At 43.5% G+C, this 20,467-nt stretch carries 19 protein-coding genes and 1 other RNA gene; 7 read left to right on the top strand and 13 right to left on the bottom strand.

Annotated features, from left to right (window positions below; all coding sequences use genetic code 11):
* Positions 1–51: 51 nt before the first annotated feature.
* The 4 genes from AACW06_RS11015 to AACW06_RS11000 are packed head-to-tail and all read right to left on the bottom strand — an operon-like array spanning position 52 to position 2,803.
* Positions 52–465: a type IV pilus modification PilV family protein gene (locus AACW06_RS11015; protein WP_192075086.1), complete on the bottom strand. Its 414-nt coding sequence runs from the start codon at positions 463–465 to the stop codon at positions 52–54.
* The gene (locus tag AACW06_RS11010; RefSeq protein ID WP_192075085.1) at positions 455–1,708 is read right to left on the bottom strand and encodes a hypothetical protein; all 1,254 of its coding nucleotides are present in this window, start codon (positions 1,706–1,708) and stop codon (positions 455–457) included. Before AACW06_RS11010 ends, AACW06_RS11015 begins: the two co-directional genes overlap by 11 nt.
* Positions 1,705–2,325 carry a PilW family protein gene (locus AACW06_RS11005; RefSeq protein ID WP_238336680.1) on the bottom strand — a complete coding sequence of 207 codons (621 nt, stop codon included), beginning with the start codon at positions 2,323–2,325 and terminating at the stop codon, positions 1,705–1,707. The genes AACW06_RS11010 and AACW06_RS11005 overlap by 4 nt, the downstream gene beginning before the upstream one ends.
* Complete coding sequence (locus AACW06_RS11000; RefSeq protein WP_171980233.1) at positions 2,303–2,803, bottom strand: GspH/FimT family pseudopilin; 501 nt, start codon at positions 2,801–2,803, stop codon at positions 2,303–2,305. Before AACW06_RS11000 ends, AACW06_RS11005 begins: the two co-directional genes overlap by 23 nt.
* Before the next feature lie 102 nt (positions 2,804–2,905).
* Here AACW06_RS11000 and AACW06_RS10995 point away from each other — a divergent pair, with 102 nt between their 5' ends.
* Positions 2,906–3,337, top strand: a complete 432-nt coding sequence (locus AACW06_RS10995; protein ID WP_192075095.1) for a type IV pilin protein — start codon at positions 2,906–2,908, stop codon at positions 3,335–3,337.
* A gap of 76 nt (positions 3,338–3,413) precedes the next feature.
* On the opposite strand, the gene dnaJ is transcribed toward AACW06_RS10995, so the two are convergent.
* The 3 genes from dnaJ to grpE all read right to left on the bottom strand — a co-directional run bounded on the left by dnaJ (position 3,414) and on the right by grpE (position 7,758).
* On the bottom strand, positions 3,414–4,559 hold the full coding sequence (gene dnaJ, locus AACW06_RS10990) for a molecular chaperone DnaJ (RefSeq protein WP_192075084.1): 1,146 nt from the start codon (positions 4,557–4,559) through the stop codon (positions 3,414–3,416).
* A gap of 296 nt (positions 4,560–4,855) precedes the next feature.
* Complete coding sequence (gene dnaK, locus AACW06_RS10985; RefSeq protein ID WP_192075083.1) at positions 4,856–6,763, bottom strand: molecular chaperone DnaK; 1,908 nt, start codon at positions 6,761–6,763, stop codon at positions 4,856–4,858.
* 395 nt (positions 6,764–7,158) lie between these two features.
* Positions 7,159–7,758, bottom strand: coding sequence for a nucleotide exchange factor GrpE (grpE, locus tag AACW06_RS10980; RefSeq protein ID WP_192075082.1), 600 nt, complete (start codon positions 7,756–7,758; stop codon positions 7,159–7,161).
* A 143-nt stretch (positions 7,759–7,901) separates the two neighbouring features.
* On the opposite strand from grpE, the gene nadK reads away from it, so the two are divergent.
* From nadK to bamE, 3 genes are all read left to right on the top strand, one after another.
* Positions 7,902–8,786 (top strand): NAD(+) kinase, encoded by an 885-nt coding sequence (nadK, locus tag AACW06_RS10975; RefSeq protein WP_053310361.1) that lies wholly within the window; start codon positions 7,902–7,904, stop codon positions 8,784–8,786.
* Between the two features lie 123 nt (positions 8,787–8,909).
* Positions 8,910–10,574 carry a DNA repair protein RecN gene (gene recN, locus AACW06_RS10970; RefSeq protein ID WP_192075081.1) on the top strand — a complete coding sequence of 555 codons (1,665 nt, stop codon included), beginning with the start codon at positions 8,910–8,912 and terminating at the stop codon, positions 10,572–10,574.
* A 141-nt stretch (positions 10,575–10,715) separates the two neighbouring features.
* Complete coding sequence (gene bamE, locus AACW06_RS10965; RefSeq protein ID WP_192075080.1) at positions 10,716–11,075, top strand: outer membrane protein assembly factor BamE; 360 nt, start codon at positions 10,716–10,718, stop codon at positions 11,073–11,075.
* 85 nt (positions 11,076–11,160) lie between these two features.
* Here the strand turns inward: bamE and AACW06_RS10960 are convergent, their stop codons facing one another.
* On the bottom strand, positions 11,161–11,460 hold the full coding sequence (locus AACW06_RS10960; protein ID WP_192075079.1) for an RnfH family protein: 300 nt from the start codon (positions 11,458–11,460) through the stop codon (positions 11,161–11,163).
* A complete protein-coding gene (locus AACW06_RS10955) occupies positions 11,457–11,891 on the bottom strand; it encodes an SRPBCC family protein (RefSeq protein ID WP_192075078.1) in 435 nt (144 codons plus the stop codon). Before AACW06_RS10955 ends, AACW06_RS10960 begins: the two co-directional genes overlap by 4 nt.
* 116 nt (positions 11,892–12,007) lie before the next feature.
* Here AACW06_RS10955 and smpB point away from each other — a divergent pair, with 116 nt between their 5' ends.
* From smpB to AACW06_RS10940, 3 genes are all read left to right on the top strand, one after another.
* The gene (smpB, locus tag AACW06_RS10950) at positions 12,008–12,493 is read left to right on the top strand and encodes an SsrA-binding protein SmpB (protein ID WP_053310366.1); all 486 of its coding nucleotides are present in this window, start codon (positions 12,008–12,010) and stop codon (positions 12,491–12,493) included.
* A 67-nt stretch (positions 12,494–12,560) separates the two neighbouring features.
* Positions 12,561–12,928, top strand: a transfer-messenger RNA (tmRNA) gene (ssrA, locus tag AACW06_RS10945).
* 183 nt (positions 12,929–13,111) lie between these two features.
* Entirely contained in the window at positions 13,112–14,350 is a 1,239-nt protein-coding gene (locus AACW06_RS10940) for an integrase domain-containing protein (RefSeq protein ID WP_192075077.1), read from the top strand.
* Here the strand turns inward: AACW06_RS10940 and AACW06_RS10935 are convergent.
* Genes AACW06_RS10935 through AACW06_RS10920 form a run of 4 tightly spaced genes read right to left on the bottom strand, consistent with a single transcriptional unit; the run spans position 14,347 to position 20,434 of the window.
* Entirely contained in the window at positions 14,347–15,180 is an 834-nt protein-coding gene (locus tag AACW06_RS10935; protein WP_192075076.1) for an ATP F0F1 synthase synthase, read from the bottom strand. The genes AACW06_RS10940 and AACW06_RS10935 overlap by 4 nt on opposite strands.
* Positions 15,155–15,730 (bottom strand): hypothetical protein, encoded by a 576-nt coding sequence (locus AACW06_RS10930; RefSeq protein WP_192075075.1) that lies wholly within the window; start codon positions 15,728–15,730, stop codon positions 15,155–15,157. Before AACW06_RS10930 ends, AACW06_RS10935 begins: the two co-directional genes overlap by 26 nt.
* A gap of 59 nt (positions 15,731–15,789) precedes the next feature.
* Entirely contained in the window at positions 15,790–16,470 is a 681-nt protein-coding gene (locus tag AACW06_RS10925; RefSeq protein ID WP_192075074.1) for a M48 family metallopeptidase, read from the bottom strand.
* Between the two features lies 1 nt (position 16,471).
* Positions 16,472–20,434, bottom strand: coding sequence for a type I restriction endonuclease subunit R (locus AACW06_RS10920; RefSeq protein WP_238336679.1), 3,963 nt, complete (start codon positions 20,432–20,434; stop codon positions 16,472–16,474).
* Positions 20,435–20,467 lie beyond the last annotated feature (33 nt).

Genomic DNA, 20,467 nt, shown 5'->3' with positions numbered 1-20,467 from the left:
AAAAAAATCATTAGTGCGTGTTGAGCTTACTAACCGCCAAGTAGGAACTGATTAATCAAATTCGCTGAATGCTGAGAGCATCGTTTGCAACTTCACAGACTGCTTTTCCCCTTGACGATCAAACCATGATGCTTCGATATCAATACTCTTTAATACGCCCGATAAGCTCACAGAGGAAACAGACCAACGTAAAGTATAAAAAGAGTGCGAGGTATCTTGCCCATCAATAATATCGGTAGAGAAATCTGCTAGTGTCATTGAAGATAACGCTGAGGACGCACCACGAGTACGAAACCACTCCAGTTTATTTTCAGCCAAATGAAGCGCTTCAATACTATGCAAAGCAAAGTCTGCTCTTTGCTCAACATAAATGTGCAGTTTCACTAACCCTAGGCTACTAATACCAATCAATAGAAAAGCAATCATCACTTCGATAAGGCTAAAACCTTTTTGTTTAGAGATCATTCCACGACCCCTTGCGCCATTTGACGGTATTAAAAGGTTTTCTTGATTCATCAATCACATCTTTATTAAAACGAAAATCTAGCGAATTAAAGAAAATAGCCGCTTGCCCTTCAGCATCAAAAAACTGCCCACCGGACACTGCAAATGTACCATGCTGATAATAAGAAGCTGCAGTGCGATAACTGTTCTCAATTGGACTAGATGCATGGTTTAAATAAGCATTGGCGGCAAAAGCCGCCCAGTCTGCCACCGTCGGTTGGTAATCTACATTAAAATGAAATAGCACACCTTTGAATGGATGGGCAGAAGCGCCTAACTCTGGCTTACCCATTATCGACATTAACCCATCATGCACCAAAATAGTCACCCCCTGCGTTGTTTGAGTAGCATCGACAAGAGCGTTATATTCTGAACTCTCAATTTCACAGCCTCCTTCTAGCCAAACCCGAGTATTACCAGCGTCAATTTCACTTACCAATTTAGTCCCGCAATGGCTAACAGTTTTTGGTGAACCGCTGCCGCTAATCACTGTAAATTCACCACTATCTCTTACTGTATTGTGCTCAGTAACAGGTACACCAAAATATGCTTCAAAAGGCGATACGTCAGGATCCAACACGAAATCTCGCCCAACGCCAATACCAGCAATTAATGAAGATAAATGGTCATTACCTTCAAGGTTAATGCACTCCTTACCATCCGGATTGTTAAAATCGGCGTAGGGAGGAACTCCATGAACAATACCCTTATTGTCGACCACGGCCGCATAAAATCGACTGCGATACCTAAGTGCAATACATTGCCATCCATCTACGGTTAATGCTCCGGGATCTGGGGTTGAAAATGTGGCACTTGAATGAAAATAGAGATCGGCGCTGGATTGCATCGCGCCCGGTTGTAACGCACCAGACGTTAAAATTGTTTTGGAAAGAGAAAGGTAATGAGAGCGAGCTGAAACTAGATAGCCGTTCGTCAATGGTTCTAGGGTTAATGCGACAGGTGTGGTAAATAGACAAGGTTGAAGTGTGCCAGGTAACCCATCTGCCAGTTTGAATTGCGCATAAACGCACTCAAGCCCCCCCTCTGCTCGCCAGTGATCTTGCCTTGTTTCAATCTCATTTTGCGCTCTTTTAATTTGATAAAGGGTCGCACGATAACTGCCCAAAACCAGCATCAAGGTAATAGCTAATAGCAATGTTGTGACTAATAGCGTAATTGCCCCTCGCCACTTCGCTCGCCTCATTGCCAATTCCTCTGCTTAATATTGATTGCAAGTGCATGAGAAACACTAGGATCACCAACTAATGCTGCGGCCATCGAAATAGTGAGATAAGCAGAGCTGACACCCGATGATGCCAAGCTTACTTGCTGCACGTGAAACTTAGTCACCATGATTTGCTGCGGTTCAAAAATAGCCGAGCAACCCGATGTCGCTGCTGACACTGTTTTTGTCACCATTGACGACGGTCTATCACACACTTTCAACTCACCAGAAACCCAGCTCAGTGATACATTACGAATTTGTTCAGGCGGTTGGTGGTCATCTAAGTAAGCGTAAGCGAGCGTTTTGGCATCCGCCGAAATATAAACCAGATCATCACTATCTTGCAGCCGTAAAGGGGAGCGACTATCACCAGCGTAACCCGCTCGCTGAATGTCTTGTTTTAAGTATTGTAAAGTGCCATAGACTTGTTGTAGCAACAGTAGTTCTTTACCTCTTTCTGCTGCGCTGCTCTGACTAGTGACAAATACCGAACCAATGATGCCAATAGCCATTAAACCAATAACTGACGCGACCATAAATTCGATCAACGTAGCCCCGCCTTGCTGCAATGAATTAAGAACACGCCTTGAAACCAAAGTGGTCTCCTCCAACAGCACATATTCTCATTTTTCCCGAAAGGCGAAATGACCCTAATTTTAAAGCACCACCACTGCTGGTAAAAATAAAACTGCCGCTAGTCGCTCGGCCATTAATTGCATCGAAATTAATCTGTTCTGAAACATACGTTGTCGATACCTCGATATTGTTATAAGCCTCTCCAGAAAGGGATGAAAGAACGGTTCCTCCAGGATTGGTGGCAGAATCCGTTAACACGATAGACCAGTCACCACTGTTATTACTTGCGCCAGAAATAGCGATATGAGCCCATAACTCTGTTTTTCTTCTCACCGCTTCTGAGCGAGCATTCATCACAAATCCATTCAATTCATTAGCTAAGCGCTTCATTTTTTGACTCTCACTGACATGCGTAAAACTTGGAGCGGCGACAGACAATAAAACGGCAAGTACCATTACAGTGATCAGCAGTTCTAACAGAGTAAATCCGCGAGCCATTTCCCAAACTCCCATGTAAATAAAATATGAAACAAAATTCATCTTGCGCGAATGATAACAGCTAATAAAAATGATCGGGAAATCGATAAGGAACTCCACGTGATGATTCGAAATTCACTCTGCAATGGCAACAAAATAAGACGATTAGGAATGACATTGATCGAATTATTGATCGTCGTATCAATCATTAGCCTGTTAGCGGCTATCGCCTACCCCAGTTACAGCAAACATGTGTTGAAAGGACATAGGACAACCGCATTGGCAGATATGGCGAAAATTCAGCTCACGCTAGAGCATCACTACGACAATGGTTATAACTGGAACCAGATCATGTCAGGAGGAACATGTCTAATTTGTGATAGTGATAGCGAGCGCTATCTATTTGCTGTTGCGAGCTCTGCAACCCATGCTTATATCATTACCGCAACGGCACAAGCGACTAAGGGGCAAGATAAAGACCCATGTTTGCTCAGTGATAAGAAAATGACTCTCACAGCTAATAATGAAGCCGAGCCGAAAACGTGTTGGAAATAGCTTGTGGTTTGTGAATGCCAAAAACAAACAAGGCCCGCAATTGCGAGCCTTGAAATATCATATTGTTAACGCGCTATTAGCTAGTTAAGTCATCAAAGAACTTTTTAACGCCATTGAAAAAACCTTCCGATTTAGGTTTATGCTTATTCGCTGCATCCCCACCGCAAGTCTCTTCAAATTCACGTAATAGCTCTTTTTGGCGTGCGCTAAGTTTGACCGGTGTTTCAACGACCAACTTAACGATCAAATCGCCAACCGCTCCACCACGAACACCTTTCACACCCTTGCCGCGCATACGGAACATACGTCCAGTTTGCGTTTCTTCAGGTACTTTTAGGCTAACACGGCCATCTAATGTTGGAACTTCAACTTCCCCACCAAGCGCTGCCATCGTAAAGCTAACAGGAACTTCGCAGTACAAGTTATTGCCATCACGCTCAAAAATGTTGTGCTCTTTGACATGCACTTGTACGTACAAATCGCCAGCTGGTGCGCCCATTTCCCCAGCTTCACCTTCACCGGACAGACGAATGCGATCGCCCGTATCTACGCCCGCTGGAATTTTCACACTCAGCGTTTTCGATTTTTGCTTGCGACCTTGGCCATGACACACATTACATGGGTCTTTGATGATCTTACCTTTACCATTACAGGTTGGACAGGTTTGTTGAACAGCAAAGAAACCCTGACGCATCTGAACTTGACCATGCCCATGACAAGTGCCACAAGTCTGAGCCGATGTGCCCTTCTTAGCACCCGTCCCTTCACAAGTGTCACAATGCACTAGTGTTGGTATTTCAATTTCTTTCGAACAACCACGAACCGCTTCTTCTAGCGATAATTCCATGTTGTAGCGTAAGTCTGCACCGCGTTGTGCACGAGCTTGGCCACCACCACGGCGACCACCGCCAAAGATATCACCAAAGACATCACCGAAAATGTCGCCGAAGTCTGCGCTACCACCGCCACCGAAGCCACCACCGCCCATGCCGCCTTGTTGAAAGGCTGCATGACCATATTGATCATAAGCGGCTTTCTTTTGTGGGTCAGTTAAAATTTCATACGCTTCTTTTACTTCTTTAAACTTATCCGAAGCGCTTGCATCCCCTTGATTTCTATCAGGGTGAAACTTCATTGCTAAGCGTTTATACGCCTTTTTAATATCGCGCTCAGAGGCATCTCGGCCAACGCCTAATACTTCGTAAAAATCACGTTTTGACATGTTCTTCGTCACCAATTTATTACTGCAAACGACAAATATCGTTCGGTGTTTATATCAATCTAACTAATGGCTCTAGATTCTAATGAACTAAAATTATAAAGACACTTTTAGTTAGATGGACACCAATGTTTTTGATTATGACTTACAAACGTACGGGCGTAAGAGTTACCTCAAACGCCCGCAAGAATAGTCCAGACAAGGATTTTGATTCAAAACTAGATAGCTTGATTTAGGAGGAAGTGCTTTATCTCAATCGCACTTCTAACACCTAAATTAGGCAACTCTAGTAAAGAAAATTACTTCTTGTCTTCTTTAACTTCTTCAAACTCAGCATCTACAACATCATCTTCTGCAGATTGTTGTTGGCCTTCACTGGCTTGCTGTGCTTGAGCTTTCTGTTGAGCGATTTCCATCAACTTCTGAGCAGCAGCCATTAAAGCTTGAACTTTAGCGTCGATAGCTTCTTTATCTTCGCCTTTCTTCGCTTCTTCTAGCTCTGTAATCGCCGCTTCAATTTTCACTTTGTCGTCAGCAGGAAGCGCATCACCCGCTTCTTCAATTTGCTTACGAGTACCGTGAATCATTTGGTCAGCTTGGTTACGTGCAATCACTAACTCTTCGAACTTCTTGTCCGCTTCTTTGTTAGCTTCTGCTTCTTGTACCATTTTCTCGATTTCTTCATCAGACAGACCACCTGAAGCTTGGATCGTAATCTTCTGCTCTTTACCAGTTTGTTTGTCTTTCGCTGATACCTTCAAGATACCATCAGCATCAAGGTCGAAAGTTACTTCAATTTGTGGCATACCACGTGGCGCAGGCTGAATACCCTCTAGGTTAAACTGACCAAGAGACTTGTTGTAAGTCGCTTGCTTACGCTCACCTTGAAGAACGTGAATCGTTACTGCGCTTTGGTTATCTTCAGCTGTTGAGAACACTTGATCCGCTTTAGTTGGGATGGTTGTGTTTTTCTCAATCAGTTTAGTCATTACACCACCCATCGTTTCGATACCGAAAGATAGAGGAGTAACGTCTAGCAATAGTACGTCTTTAACATCACCCGCTAGTACGCCACCTTGAATTGCCGCACCAACTGCTACAGCTTCATCAGGGTTCACGTCACGGCGAGCTTCTTTACCGAAGAATTCCGCCACTTTCGCTTGAACCATTGGCATACGAGTCTGACCACCAACTAGGATAACATCAGTAATGTCACCTACAGATAGGTCAGCATCCGCTAGAGCAACTTTTAGAGGCTCAAGTGAACGTTGTACTAGGTCTTCAACTAGAGATTCTAGTTTCGCACGCGTTACTTTAACGTTCATGTGCTTAGGACCCGTTGCATCTGCCGTTACGTAAGGCAGATTTACGTCAGTTTGAGAAGCTGAAGAAAGCTCAATTTTCGCTTTTTCTGCTGCTTCTTTAACACGTTGCATTGCTAACGGATCAGTTTTCAGATTGATGCCTTGTTCTTTTTTGAACTCATCAACGAGGTAGTTGATCAAGCGGTTATCGAAGTCTTCACCACCAAGGTGTGTGTCACCGTTAGTTGCTAGAACTTCAAATGTTTTCTCGCCTTCAACTTCATCGATCTCGATGATTGAAATATCAAATGTACCACCACCAAGGTCGTAAACTGCGATAACGCGATCGCCGCCTGACTTGTCTAGGCCGTATGCTAGAGCAGCAGCCGTTGGTTCGTTGATGATACGTTTAACGTCTAGACCAGCGATACGACCAGCATCTTTTGTTGCTTGGCGTTGAGCATCGTTAAAGTAAGCAGGAACAGTGATTACTGCGCCAGTGACTTCTTCACCTAGGAAGTCTTCAGCTGTTTTCTTCATTTTCTTAAGAATTTCAGCTGAAACTTGAGGAGCCGCCATTTTCTGGCCTTTTGCTTCAACCCAAGCATCACCGTTATCAGCTTTTACAATTTTGTAAGGCATGATTTCGATGTCACGTTGTACTTCTTCGTCTTCAAAGCGACGACCGATCAAACGCTTAATTGCAAATAGCGTGTTGGTTGGGTTTGTTACCGCTTGACGTTTTGCAGGCTGACCTACTAGCGTCTCACCATCTGTATATGCAACTACCGATGCCGTTGTACGCTCACCTTCTGCGTTTTCGATTACGCGAGGTTTGTCGCCATCTAAAACAGCGACACAAGAGTTAGTAGTACCTAAGTCAATACCAATGATCTTACCCATCTGGCTATCTCCAAATAAATTCTATTTTGTTTTTCACTATCCCCAATATGGGGCTGGAGAACAGGGTTTCAACCCTGGCTCACAAACTAAACAAGGATGTTTGTTTCTCGTATGCCCAATAAATAGGGGCGCTAAAAACCATTTCAAGGGCAAATTTGAAAAAAATTACGATTTTTATATCTAAACTCTTCTTCGTGCCGATGAATACAGGAATACGCGCTAGGCATAACGACATAAACCATGAGTTTTTTTCTATCAAACATCTACTCATTAAAAAGAGAGGCCTTAGCCTCCCTTGTACAGCAAACAAGCCAAAACTTGATTGCAAATCATCACTCTTAAATAACATCATGGAGAAACAATAACTAAATTGCACACCAATGAATTAAAAATGATTATTTCGAAACCATCACCATTGCCGGACGAACAACGCGCCCATTAAGTTCATAGCCTTTTTGCATCACAAACATCACCGTATTCGGCTCGTGATCAGGACTCTCTTGGATCGACATCGCTTGGTGGAATTCAGGATTAAATACTTCGCCTTCTGGATTAATTTCTTTCAGACCAAATTTTTCAATTACGCCAACAAACGTTTTATGCGTAAGCTCGACACCTTCAACCAATGGCTTGATCACTTCATTGTCAGCATCAGCCGCTTGAATAGCGCGCTCTAGGTTATCCAGTACTGGTAATAACTCTTCTGCGAAGCGGCTCAAGGCGTACTTACGCGCTTTATCAACTTCGGCTTCAGAGCGACGACGCATATTTTCAACTTCAGCTTTTGCTCTTAGAACCGTATCTTGCTGCTCTTGAATTTTTGCTTCGCTCGATAGTAACGCGGCTTCTAATTGAGCAACTTTGGCTTCTTGCTCATCCAATTCAACGCTTTCGTTCCAATCGATATCAGCTTCAGTACCCACAGCTTCAGCTTCTTGCTCTACTACATCTTGCTGTAGCTCTTCTTCTTTCATTGTGTTTTTTTCGTTGCTCATGATATCTCCAGAATCCAACTATTTTGCGCTTAACACGGCAAGTATCCGCACGTTAAACACACAAAAATTCGCACAAAGGCATAACTTGCCTTTATTATGGGGATGATGAATCCTGATTCAAGCCTAATTAGTTGGGAAAACCTATGAAAAAACCATTTGAAGTGATAGCTATCATTGGAAAACCGCGCGATCAACAAGCCATACATACGCATAAAGAGCTTTACCAGTGGTTAACTTCAATCGGATATCCAGTCTTTGTCGATGACAGACTGAGTGACATTTTAGATGGTGTCCCTGCCGAGCATTTCGCAAGCTTATTGGATATTGGTAAAAAAGCAGATTTAGCCATTGTCGTCGGTGGTGACGGCAACATGCTTGGTGCTGCTCGAGTACTGTCACGGTTTGATATTTCGGTTATTGGTGTCAACCGCGGAAATTTAGGCTTTCTAACAGACCTAAACCCAGAAGATTTTCAGCAACGGCTGCAAGCGGTGCTTAATGGCGAATATCTAGAAGAGCAGCGCTTTTTACTCGAAGCGGAAATTCATCGCCACGGGCAAGTGAAAAGCCATAACACCGCACTTAATGAAGCGGTACTTCACCCTGGGCAAGTTGCGCGAATGATTGAATTTGAAGTCTATATTGATGATAGCTTTGCTTTCTCACAACGTTCAGATGGTCTCATTATCTCAACCCCAACAGGCTCAACGGCTTATTCACTTTCCGGAGGCGGGCCAATTTTATCGCCAAGCCTTAATGCAATCACTTTAGTGCCAATGTTCCCACATACGCTTTCTAGCCGCCCACTGGTTGTGGATGGTAACCGTAAAATTAAGCTTATCGTGTCACCAGATAACAGGGGCACACAAGAAGTAAGCTGTGATGGGCAAGTCTCTTTACCTGTCTCGCCAGGTGACGAAATTCATATCTATCAAAGCCCCAATATTTTAAGGCTGATCCACCCTAAAGATTATAGTTACTACCATGTATTACGGGAAAAATTGGGCTGGTCGAGTAAGCTATTTTAAATTAAGAAGTACTTCACAATTCTCTTGCTAGCAAAAATAAAATGACCTGAGCAACTTTACTGTATAAAAAAACAGGTTATACTGTTTTCTTATACAGTATTGTTCAATTATACAGGTAATAAAATGCTGGCTCATTTAAGTGTGAATAATTTTGCTATCGTTAAATCATTGCAGTTAGAGCTTTCCAAAGGAATGACAACCATTACTGGCGAAACCGGCGCAGGGAAGTCGATTGCCATTGATGCGCTTAGCCTCTGTCTTGGTGGCCGCGCAGAAGCCGGCATGGTCAGACAAGATGAAGAAAAAACCGAAGTCAGCGCTGCCTTTATTTTGGATAATAATCTACATGCTACGCGTTGGTTAGAAGACAATGATCTGCTCGATAATAAAGAGTGTATTTTACGTCGAATTATTACCAAAGAAGGGCGTTCACGCGCTTTCATTAACGGTAGCCCAGTTCCTCTTTCGCAACTAAAAGCACTCGGACAACTGTTGATCAATATCCATGGCCAACATGCTCATCACCAATTAATGAAAAGTGAACATCAAATGGTCATGCTTGATCAGTATGCAGGCCATATTAGCTTGTTGAAAGAAACAAGGTTAGCCTATCAAGCTTGGCGTCAAGCCGATAATCAACTCAACCAACTCAAAGAAAATAGTCAGCAAAATCAAGCTCAAATACAACTTTTGGAATACCAAATTAAAGAGCTAAACGAATTGGCTATCGGCGAAGAAGAGTTCAATGAATTAGAGCAAGAGCATAAACGCTTATCTAATAGTGGTGACCTAGCCACGCTTTGCCAACAAGCGATCGAACTCATCTACGAAGGTGAAGAAGTGAATGCGCTTGGCATACTACAGTCAACAATCAGCTCATTGAATGAACTTGCAGGTTTAGACGCAAAACTCGCCCAACTACCTAATATGGTGGCAGAAGCGATGATCCTGTTAGAAGAAGCCAATAGCGAGCTAAGACATTATTTAGACAGCATCGACGTAGACCCTGAACGTATGGCTTATGTCGAAGAACGATACTCAAAAGTCATGTCTATCTCTCGTAAACATCATATTGCGGCAGAAAATCTGTATCAGCATCACCAAGATCTTTTAAAGCAGATAGAGCAACTCGATTGCTCTGAAGAAAAGTTACAGGCAATAGAAAAGGACGTCGAAAAATACTACCAAGCCTTTATTACCGTTGCTGATAAACTGCATAAATCTCGTAGTCGTTACGCTAAAGAGTTAGATAAGCTCATCAGCCAAAGTATGCATGAATTGAGCATGGAAAAAGCTAAATTTTGCATCGAAGTTAAACATGAAACGACACATCCATCACCACTAGGTTTTGATACTGTGACCTTCTTAGTTTCAACCAACCCTGGGCAACCGTTGCAACCCATTGCCAAAGTGGCATCAGGTGGTGAACTATCTCGAATCTCATTAGCTATCCAAGTGATCACCGCTCAAAAAGTGGACACGCCAAGTCTAATTTTTGATGAAGTAGATGTGGGTATCAGCGGCCCAACGGCAGCCGTTGTCGGAAGAATGTTAAGAACACTAGGTGAATCAACACAGGTGTTGTGCGTTACTCACCTGCCACAAGTCGCTGGTTGCGGCCATCAGCAATTATTTGTGAGTAAACAAGCCAAGGCAGGAAAAACCGAAACCCAAATGAAACGTTTAGACACTGAACAACGCATTACAGAACTTGCGAGATTATTGGGGGGAAGCAAAATTACGGAGTCAACCCTAGCCAATGCTAAAGAGCTATTGATCGCAGCTTAAATTCGTTTTTTCTTCTCGGTTTGCAACTAAACTCAAAATTCACGGTCTCAATTAGCTCGTAGTTCAGTCAGCTTTTTACTTCTGCCGTGAGCTTGTTTATTATCAGCCAAGTTTTAAAACTTATTAGCAAAGAATTTAAGTATGCAGTTAAAGAAATGGTTAATAGCAGTACCACTCGCTATCACAATGCTAACTGGGTGTTCGTTGGCAGAAAAACTGGTATATCGTATCGACATTAACCAAGGTAATTATGTAGAGCAACAAGCGGTAGATAAGCTTAAGTTCGGAATGACCAAGGAACAAGTTCGATATATCATGGGCTCTCCAATGTTGGTTGAAAATGGTTACCCTGACACGTGGTATTACATTTATCACCATACCGAAGGCCACAAAGCTTCTATACAGAAAAACCTGATTGTGAACTTTAATCCTTCTGGTTCCTTGGTTAACGTCGCTGGAGACTTCTCCCCAAGCGAACAGTTTTTCGAAGGGATAAACTAACTCGGATTGATAAGATAGATATAAAAATAGGGTTCACAGTGAACCCTATTTTTATATCTATCTTACTCACCTAAATTTAGGGTAGCTATGACGCTCTACCCTGCTCGGCTCTCTTACGGCGAATCTCTTTAGGGTCAGCAAGCAGTGGCCGATAAATTTCAATACGATCTCGATCTCTAACTAGTGCATCTAACTTTACATTGCGACTAAATACACCAACTTTATTTTTCGCTAAATCAATTTCTGGATATAATTCAAGTACTCCAGATTTTTCAATGATTTCCTGAACATTTAAATTTTTATCCACCACTAAATTCAGCACTCGCTGCTCATGAGGTAGTGCGTAAACAACTTCAACATGAATCATGTCAGACTCAATATTCATACTTGATACACCTGCTTGGCTCGTTTTGTAAACGCATTGACCATATTGCTCGTTAATTCATGAAAGATTTTTCCGAAAGCCAACTCAATCATTTTGCTCGAAAACTCAAACTCTAGTTTCAATTCGACTTTACACGCTTGCTCATCAAGTGCCGTAAAGTACCAACCGCCTCTTAATGTCTTAAAAGGACCATCAACCAAATGCATCATAATCGCTTCACCTGTGACCAAAACATTTGATGTTGTGAATGTTTTGCTAATCCCTGCTTTCGACACATCAACAGAAGCGACCATTGACTGCTCAGAAGACTCAATCACACGAGAACCTGAACACCCAGGTAAAAATTCAGGATAACGAGCAACGTCATTCACTAAATTAAACATTTGTTCTGCGCTAAAAGACACTAAAGCAGAACGACTGACTTGCTTCATATTCACTCCTCATCATCACCTAAAGAGTCAGGTGTGTAACAATTTTACTTTTATTCTTATCCTACGCAAATAAAAGGATTTCATAAGCTCACACCAAGCCGTATAATGACGCCATTATGGTAAAGAAAAAATCAAACTCAAAAGCTGGTAGCAGTACCATTGCTTTAAATAAGAAAGCTCGCCACGAATATTTTATCGAAGATGAAATAGAAGCAGGGCTAGAGCTCCAAGGCTGGGAAGTAAAATCTCTTCGTCAAGGCAAAGCCAATATTGCAGAAAGCTATGTTTTCATGCGAGACGGAGAAGCTTTTGTCTCAGGAATGACAATAGTACCTCTTCAACAGGCATCTACACACGTTGTCGCTAACCCGACTCGTGTTCGAAAATTATTACTGAGCCGACGCGAATTGGACAATATCACAGGGCGAATTAACCGCGAAGGTATGACGTTAACGGCGTTGTCTCTTTATTGGTCTCGTTCATGGGTCAAGCTTAAAATTGGCGTGTCGAAAGGTAAAAAACTTCACGATAAACGTGATGATTTAAAAGAAAAAGATTGGGCAAGAGAGAAAGCACGCGTAATGAAGAGTTCATTGCGTTAATCTTGACCACTTAGACGCATGGAACTAGACAGGCACAGCTTTTCTGGTACTATGCTTCAACACCCTTGGGGCTGATTCAGGATTCGACGGGAATTTTGCAGTCTGAGGTGCATGCCGAGGTGCGGTAGGCCTCGTTAACAAACCGCAAAAAAATAGTCGCAAACGACGAAAACTACGCACTAGCAGCTTAATAACCTGCCAAGAGCCTTTCTGCCCTAGCTTCCGCTCGTAAGACGGGGAATAACAGAGAGTCAAACCCAAACAAGCTCGTGCCGCGTCTCCCGCCTGAGAGACAAAGCATTAAAATTAATTCAGGATAGCCATTAGATAGCGTGTCGGTTCGCAGTTTGATGGTGAAATTAAAGATCGACTAAGCATGTAGTACCAATGATGAATGATTTTCGGACGCGGGTTCAAATCCCGCCAGCTCCACCAATTATAAGTTTAAAGACGTCCTAGGGCGTCTTTTTTCTTGCCTGAAACATAATAAAATCAACAGTTTATAGTCCATTATCGTCCACAACGTTCTCTACCTTCCATACTTTTTGGTATTCCACGTGGTATTCCAAGCAATAAATGATAGTATTTGGAATACCATTTATTTGAGGAGTTGACCCAATGGGAACCAGAGCAACTAGACTAACAAGTAAAGCTATTACCAACGCAAAGCCTAAAGAGAAGGATTATGTTCTTTCAGACGGCGACGGTTTACAGCTACGAGTTAGGACAAATGGTTCTCGGTTGTGGAACTTCAACTACCGCCACCCTATTACTAAAAAACGCATCAACATGGGTTTAGGTGCTTTCCCTGAGTTATCTCTCGCTAATGCCCGTAAAAAGACAATAGAAGCAAGGGAGCTTGTTGCTGATGGCATTGATCCTAAAGAAGCCAGAGATTCAAAGCTTTCTGAAATGCAAAAAGAGCTTGAAGACACATTACTCAACTTAGCTAAAGAGTGGTTTGAAAGAAAAAAAGAAAGTGTCACACCAAACTATGCCGATGATATCTGGCGTTCTTTAGAACTACATGTATTTCCGCAAATAGCGAATACACCAGTAAAAGATATCGATGCCCCACTCGTTATTGATCTACTTAGACCTATCGAAGCAAAAGGCAGTTTAGAGACGGTTAAACGCTTATCTCAACGCTTAAACGAAATAATGAACTACGCGGCAAACTGTGGTCTTGTTAAAGCGAATCCATTAACAGGTATTCGAGCCGCTTTCAAAAAGCCCAAAAAAGAAAACATGGCAGCACTAGCACCAGATGAGTTACCAGAGCTCATGGGAGCTATCGCCAATGCTAGTATAAAGCGTACTACTCGTTGTTTAATTGAGTGGCAACTTCACACTATGACACGTCCTTCTGAAGCCGCAGGCGCTAGATGGGATGAGATTGAATGGGAAGAAAAAATATGGACCATACCAGCCGAGAGAATGAAAAAAAGAAGAGAGCACCGCATCCCACTCACAGAGCAAATACTGGCGCTATTGGAAGTGATGAAGCCGATAAGCGGCCATCGTGAATTTATCTTTCCTTCAGATCGCGATCCGAAGAAACCATGTAACAGCCAAACGGCAAATATGGCCCTAAAACGTATGGGATTTGCAGGAAGATTAGTTAGCCACGGTCTACGCTCTCTAGCGAGTACCACACTCAATGAACAAGGCTTTGACCGTGACTTAATCGAAACATCATTGGCACACGTTGATGACAACCAAGTACGTAGTGCTTATAACCGTACTGACTACCTTGAACGCCGTCGTCCTATGATGAGCTGGTGGAGCGGGCATATCGAAGAGGCCGCCAAAGGTAGCCTATCTGTAACTGGGACTAAGCAGTTGAAAGTAATTTAATCCATCGACTGAACTGAGTTTGCTAAACGCCTTTCTTTACTGAGAGGCGTTGTATAAAAACGTTGTTCAATCCCGTAGAGCAGTAGCTTCAATTCGTCATCAGTATTGATTTCAAACTTCCCTGAGGTTTTGTCGTATTTCAGCTTCTCATCACAGTAAGCATCAATATACGTGAGCATTTGGGTTCTTTGCTCAGGCTCTAGAGCGTTTAGAGTATCCATCGCCAAGCTAATTCTCTTCCTATTTGGCTTCGACACTTTATCCAAACTGTAACCAGGTGACAGCTCGATAAAGTCTTCGTTCAAGAAGTCTTCAACCTCTTGTTCAGTTGCCTCTTTGTACAGTACGTCGATGCCCTTGAAAATACTCGAAATTGTAGCAAGGTTGGTAAATACGAGAGTATCCGTTTGTGAAAAATAAATGGCATCAGGGTCTGGGTTAATCACTAAGCGAGCTGCATCCTGCTCGATTGTTGCCACCTCACCAAAAGCGATCGTTTTACGTTTTACAAACAATGAGGGGGTAACTTTTTGAAAATAGAAGTCACCATTCTGCACGGAGAAAATGAAACCAATCTTGCCAAACTGGGCTTTCACAAGATCGTCAAAATCTTTCGAGTCGAAGGGAGTCCTCAAAATCTCAAGGAAGAAAGGCTGCCCACTAAAATTTTCGACTTTAAACCAAGCATCTTCATCTAGATTATGGTCTGGGCTGTAAGGTACGCAGGTATCAACATTAACCCCTACATCGTCAAACAAACCACGATCAGATATGAGCTTAAAGTATGGCTTTTTACGTGAGTTTTTAACCTTCGCCAACACGTGATCCATTGCCACCTCGTTCGATAAACGTGTAATTATTAATTCGGTTTGCCACTGGGACATCCACCTCACAAGGCTTTTTGTATTTATATTTACTTATCAAGAAGATAGATGTCCCATTTTTTGTGTTGATATTGTAGAACTCAAAGCCAAAAAGCAAGAACAACGGGTTGAAATACAAAGCTTGCGATAAAAATGTGAACACAAACAATACGCCATAAACAAACCCAAGTGTTTCCCAATTGCCAACACTCAACGCGACGAAAAAGTAACCGAGATAGCTCGGAAGAAAGCTATTATTTGCATGCTCAACACTCTCAATTTCATCCGGTGTGAACTCATCCTTTCCCAAACATGAGCTCAGACGGATACTTATCCCCGTGAGAAGAACAGGTACAGATAAGTATCCCAAATACGACACGTAGTTTGGCATCCCTACCAAACTAGGGACTTCTGGGAAAAAGTGTCCCAATGTGAACGTTTTTTGAACCAGGAAAATGATTACTAACAATGAAGTAGCGTTAAATGTCAGCAACAGGCGATATATAGTGTTTATCATTATCAATCCTTAACATCTTTCGTTGCCGTTAGGAACTAAGTCATTCTGTTCCTTTCAAATCAAAGATCCATCCCCGCACCATTATGCTTCAACCAAGAAACATGTTTTTGGTAGTCCGGCATAATTTTATCGACGAGGTTCCAAAAAGCAGCACTATGATTTGGCTCAATGCGATGTGCTAGCTCATGCACCACGATGTAATCAAGAACAGCGAGTGGTGCCATCAGGCAACGCCAATGAAAGTTGAGGTCGCCCTTTGGTGAGCAAGAGGCCCAGTGGTGCTGAAGCTCCATGACTCGGATGGCACGATAATCCACTCCTAGCTTTGGGGCGAAATGCTCTACTCTTTTACTAATACGAGATAGCCCTTTGGTGCGATAGAAGTATTTGAATAGCTCGCTGCCGTATTCCGCTTTATCACGGCGCATGAGGAAGTAACCATTTTTCAGGATCAAGTCTTCTTTCTGCTCGTCCACCAGCTTTAAGCGATAATTGCAGCCCAGGTAGGGGAAGCCCTCACCACTCACGAACTCACGTTCAACTTTGGTGCGGTTAAGATCTTCCCACTCTGCAAGGTTGCGATAAATCCAACTGCGTTTTTCCTCAACGATACTCTCTATTTTTTCCATATCGTAGCTTTCAGGTGCAAGCACAGTAACACTTCCATCCCGCTCGATAAGAATGCTGGTGGTTTTCCGCTTGCTTTGTTTCAAGCTGTATTTGATATCTTTGTATTGCATGTTAGTGCAACTGCTCTTTATTCAATTTTTTCCGTTCTTCAACTGCTTCCTCAAGTTCCTTTTGCGATCTCACTTCGAACGCATTGTAAGTTGGCTCAATTCGTTCTCTCTTGACTCGGCTTTTTTCCATCGCACCGGGTAACATTTGAGGAAGTTCAGCGACTCTTTTTAGAAGCTGCTTAAAGGCAGCTATAGCAATATAACCGATGATCCCCTGCGCAATTGACACTTGAAAGAATGCTACAAGATCGAAATCTTGGCTCCCTCTTCTGGTCTGCTTTAAAGCAATGATAGGAGCCCCAAGCCCGTCAACTGTTAATTCATCTTGAAGAGCAGAAACAATGTCTGAAAGAGCCTCTTGAGAGAGCGCTGACATTAGGTCGTATTCAATTCTCACTTCATAAGGCATGCTACTGTCTGATGAGGGAGCTTCAGGCGCATTGGGAACGTCGATGTCAGTTCTGACAGTCACGGAGGCCACTCGGATAAACTGTTCGTACTGCTCAAGTTCACTTGCTAAATAAAGCTCCGTACCACATACCGAATACTTCAGCATATCCAGTATTCTTCGATCGCCTTCCTCTGTTCCTGTTAGCTTTAGTTCTTTTATCGCGTCTATGAGCCTCTCAATTTTGATGGTCAGCTCATGATCAGATAAAAGCATTTGCTCCCGTCTACGCGCCAGGGCTACCACCTCTATCGTTAGCTGTTCACGCGCGTCTTTCATCTGCGGTACTTTGCTGAGAATAAAGCGTTTTTTGATGCGCCCTCTCAACTCAGACACTAGGTCCTCACGCTCCCAGAAGTCTAAGCTACTGATGTTTTCGCCTAGCTCTTCCATAATGGCGTCGACACAGGCTTTTACCTTGTCCAGAGGCTTAACAGGCTCACCATCTGGGAATGCAATGCTGACAATCAGATCAAAGAATGGGTCGGAGATTTGAGCGTTAGGCCCGCGCCCCGCATCGATTTCATCTCGCAAAGCACTCAGCTCTAGGATCATCTTTTCCCAGTTGCCAGAGTGCTTTTTTATTATCTCATCCAGCTTCTCACTCATTTTTTTGTGGAAAACTGGGTCATCATCCGCATTGACTTTGCAGTGCTTACGAATGGCGTGTTCCATTTCACTCGCTTGCGCTTGTAAGTCCGGCTCTTTTCCCATGTGGGTCATAAACGCATCACTGAACAAGTCGATAGGCTCAACTTTGGGGTTAATACCAAGACTAATCAGGTGTTCATTTACTAGATGGCGAATCTTTGCGCCCACACCTTGGAAGCTCATGCTGTCATCTTGATAACGTTGACGCGCTTTCGCTTGAATATGCACAAACTGGTACATCGGCGTTTTGTAAGGATCTGCCAAGGAGTTCGGCATGATAATGTCCATGCTCTGAAGAAACTTCTTCAAGAACACGTTGAAACTGTCACGCTGGCGAGGGTCTTCTAAAACAGCAATCGCCTGAAGTTGCACTTGATAGTGCTCATCCACACTAAGTTTCTGGTTCACAAATGCTTCGATATTGTGAACATCGAGTTCGGAAAATAGCTGAAGCAAACGACGATAACGACTTTCCAACACCGGCATTTCGCTATCAATGTTCTGCATACTTTCCATGATGTCGTTTTGATCATCTTGAGAGTACATCGACAGTGCATCTCTCAAGTGATGAGCAAGACCAATATAATCGACAATATAGCCACGTTTTTTCTCTTTCGCTGTGCGGTTTACACGGGCAATGGTTTGCAGCAAATTATGCTCTCGCAGTTTCTTGTCGAGATACATCACCTGTTCAATAGGCGCATCGAAGCCCGTTAACAGCATGTCGCAGACAATCAAGAAAGCGACGCCGGTATTTGGCTTGCTGTGATCAAACTTCTTCTTGAAGTTATCGACTGCTTTTAGCTCTTTAGCCTGCTTTCTGGCGTATGTGAAAGATGCTGCTTCATTGGTGTCATCACTTGAAATCACCACCGCCGTTTTCAAAAACTCAAGACGTTCAAGCCAGGCTTTGTCGATACATTGCTCAGGTTGCTTTCTGTATAGCTCGATTTCTTTCGCTAGTGCCTTTTCAATATAGGTTTGATAGTGAATAGCCGCTTGCTTGGAAGAACACACCACCTGCGCTTTAAACCCTGCTGGCAGGATTTGTCTTAGGTAGTGTTTTACTAGATCCTCAGCAATTTCCTCAATACGCTTTTCTGCTTCAAGAATATCCCCTTCCGCACCGTACTTTTTACGGATCTCTCTCAGCTCTTCTTCCGTTCTGTCAGCAAAAAGATCTTCAAACTTGGTATCAAACCCCGCTTTATCGTAAATCGCACTTTCTGCGGTTTTGCCTTCGTAGAGAATTTTTAACGTCGCACCATCATCGACGGCATCCTGAAGTTTGTACTTGTCGATATAGGCTTTTTCTTGATTGACTCCAAAGCGCTTCCAGGTTGGATAAGTGTGGTGGTCAGCGATGAGCGGCGTTCCTGTAAATGCCACTCGGGTGGAATTCGGGAAAGCATCAAACAGGTTATCTGAAAGGCTTGGACGGTCTTTACCTCCCCGCTGCGTACGATGCGCTTCATCCACTAAGATCAGGACTTTTTCGCCTTCATTGATCACCCCGAAAGGCTGATGCATGACGATCTCGGCATCAAAGTCTGACTCTAGTTCTTCGATACGCTCAACATCACCGGCTTCTTGCGCTTCCGCTAGCTGTTTAGACAAAAGCTTACGCACAGATTCTGGTAGGAAACCACTGTCTTGCTCGCGAAACTTATGCACCATCACCATATTGGTATTTGACGTATCGTTTGCAAGCTCCGCCTTCGCATCTCTCGTATTTTTAATGACAACGACCTTGTCACCAATTAAAGCCGCTGTATTAGTGAGCTGCTCTTCAAGATCATTTCTGTCGTTGACCATCAGCACTTTGTAGCTTTTCAGCTCAGGATGGCGACGAAGCTTACGCACCAAGAACACCATGGTCAGGCTTTTTCCGCTTCCCTGGGTATGCCAAACCACGCCTGAACGTTGAATCCCCGTTTCGCCCTGCTCCATACGCTCAAGGATTTTTTGCACCGCGCGAAATTGCTGGTATCGGCAAATTACTTTCACACGTGGGCCGTTGTCGGTATCCATAAACAGGGTAAAACAACGAGTGATATCAAGCAGTCTTTGTGGGTGAAGCATGCCCTGAACAAGCTTTTCCTGGCTGCGATGGGTGCCGATTTCCGGTGCAATATAGGGCTCAGTATCGGGGTAGATAGTTTTCCAGTTGAAGTAGTAATCTTCATTCGAGGTGATGGTGCCCACTTTACAATCATCACCGTAGGTGCTGACCATCAACTGGTTGGTAAAGAACAGAGCGGGTTCACCTTCGCGCAGTTTACTGTGTTCGGGCTCGCGCAAGTCTGCATAGCGGCGCAATTGGTCAATGCCTGCAGCCATTGGGTTGCAGCAATGCTGTGACTGCTCTTTACACTCAATCACCACCAGCGGCAGGCCGTTGACGAACAATACAATGTCAGGGCGAATGTGCTCTTTCCCCAACCCTGGGGTATCAACACGGAACTGATTGATGGCAGTGAAGGTGTTGTTTTTCCAATTATCAAAATCAATCAGTTTCACAACAGGGTCTTCTTCGCCGGTCAGCTCGTTACGGTCAAGTTGCCATTTGTGTAGACGGCCAATAAACTCCTCATTGGCCGCCAGCAACTTGTGAGTACCAAAGTCGGTGACATCATCGAGCAAGACATCGAGTTGGCTATCCGTCAGCCACGGCTTACCATCATCAGTGGTGTTGATGCGATGTACTGCGGTTTTAAAAATGTCTTTTAAGATGACTTCACGAAAAGAGCTGCGAAAGCTGGTGGTTGGGTCGGTCGGCACACCCTGCCCTAAATCCGTCACATCCCAGCCCATGCTTTTAAGCTGATTTAGCAGCGGCTTTTCAACTAATTGGTACTCTGACATTGTTTGATATCCTTATTGCAGGCAGCGAGGCTT

This window comes from Vibrio sp. S12_S33 (assembly GCF_963889785.1).
Taxonomy (GTDB): Bacteria; Pseudomonadota; Gammaproteobacteria; order Enterobacterales; family Vibrionaceae; genus Vibrio; species Vibrio aestuarianus.
The sequence above is the reverse complement of the archived record's forward strand: the minus strand, read 5'-3'. Positions and strand labels throughout refer to the sequence as shown.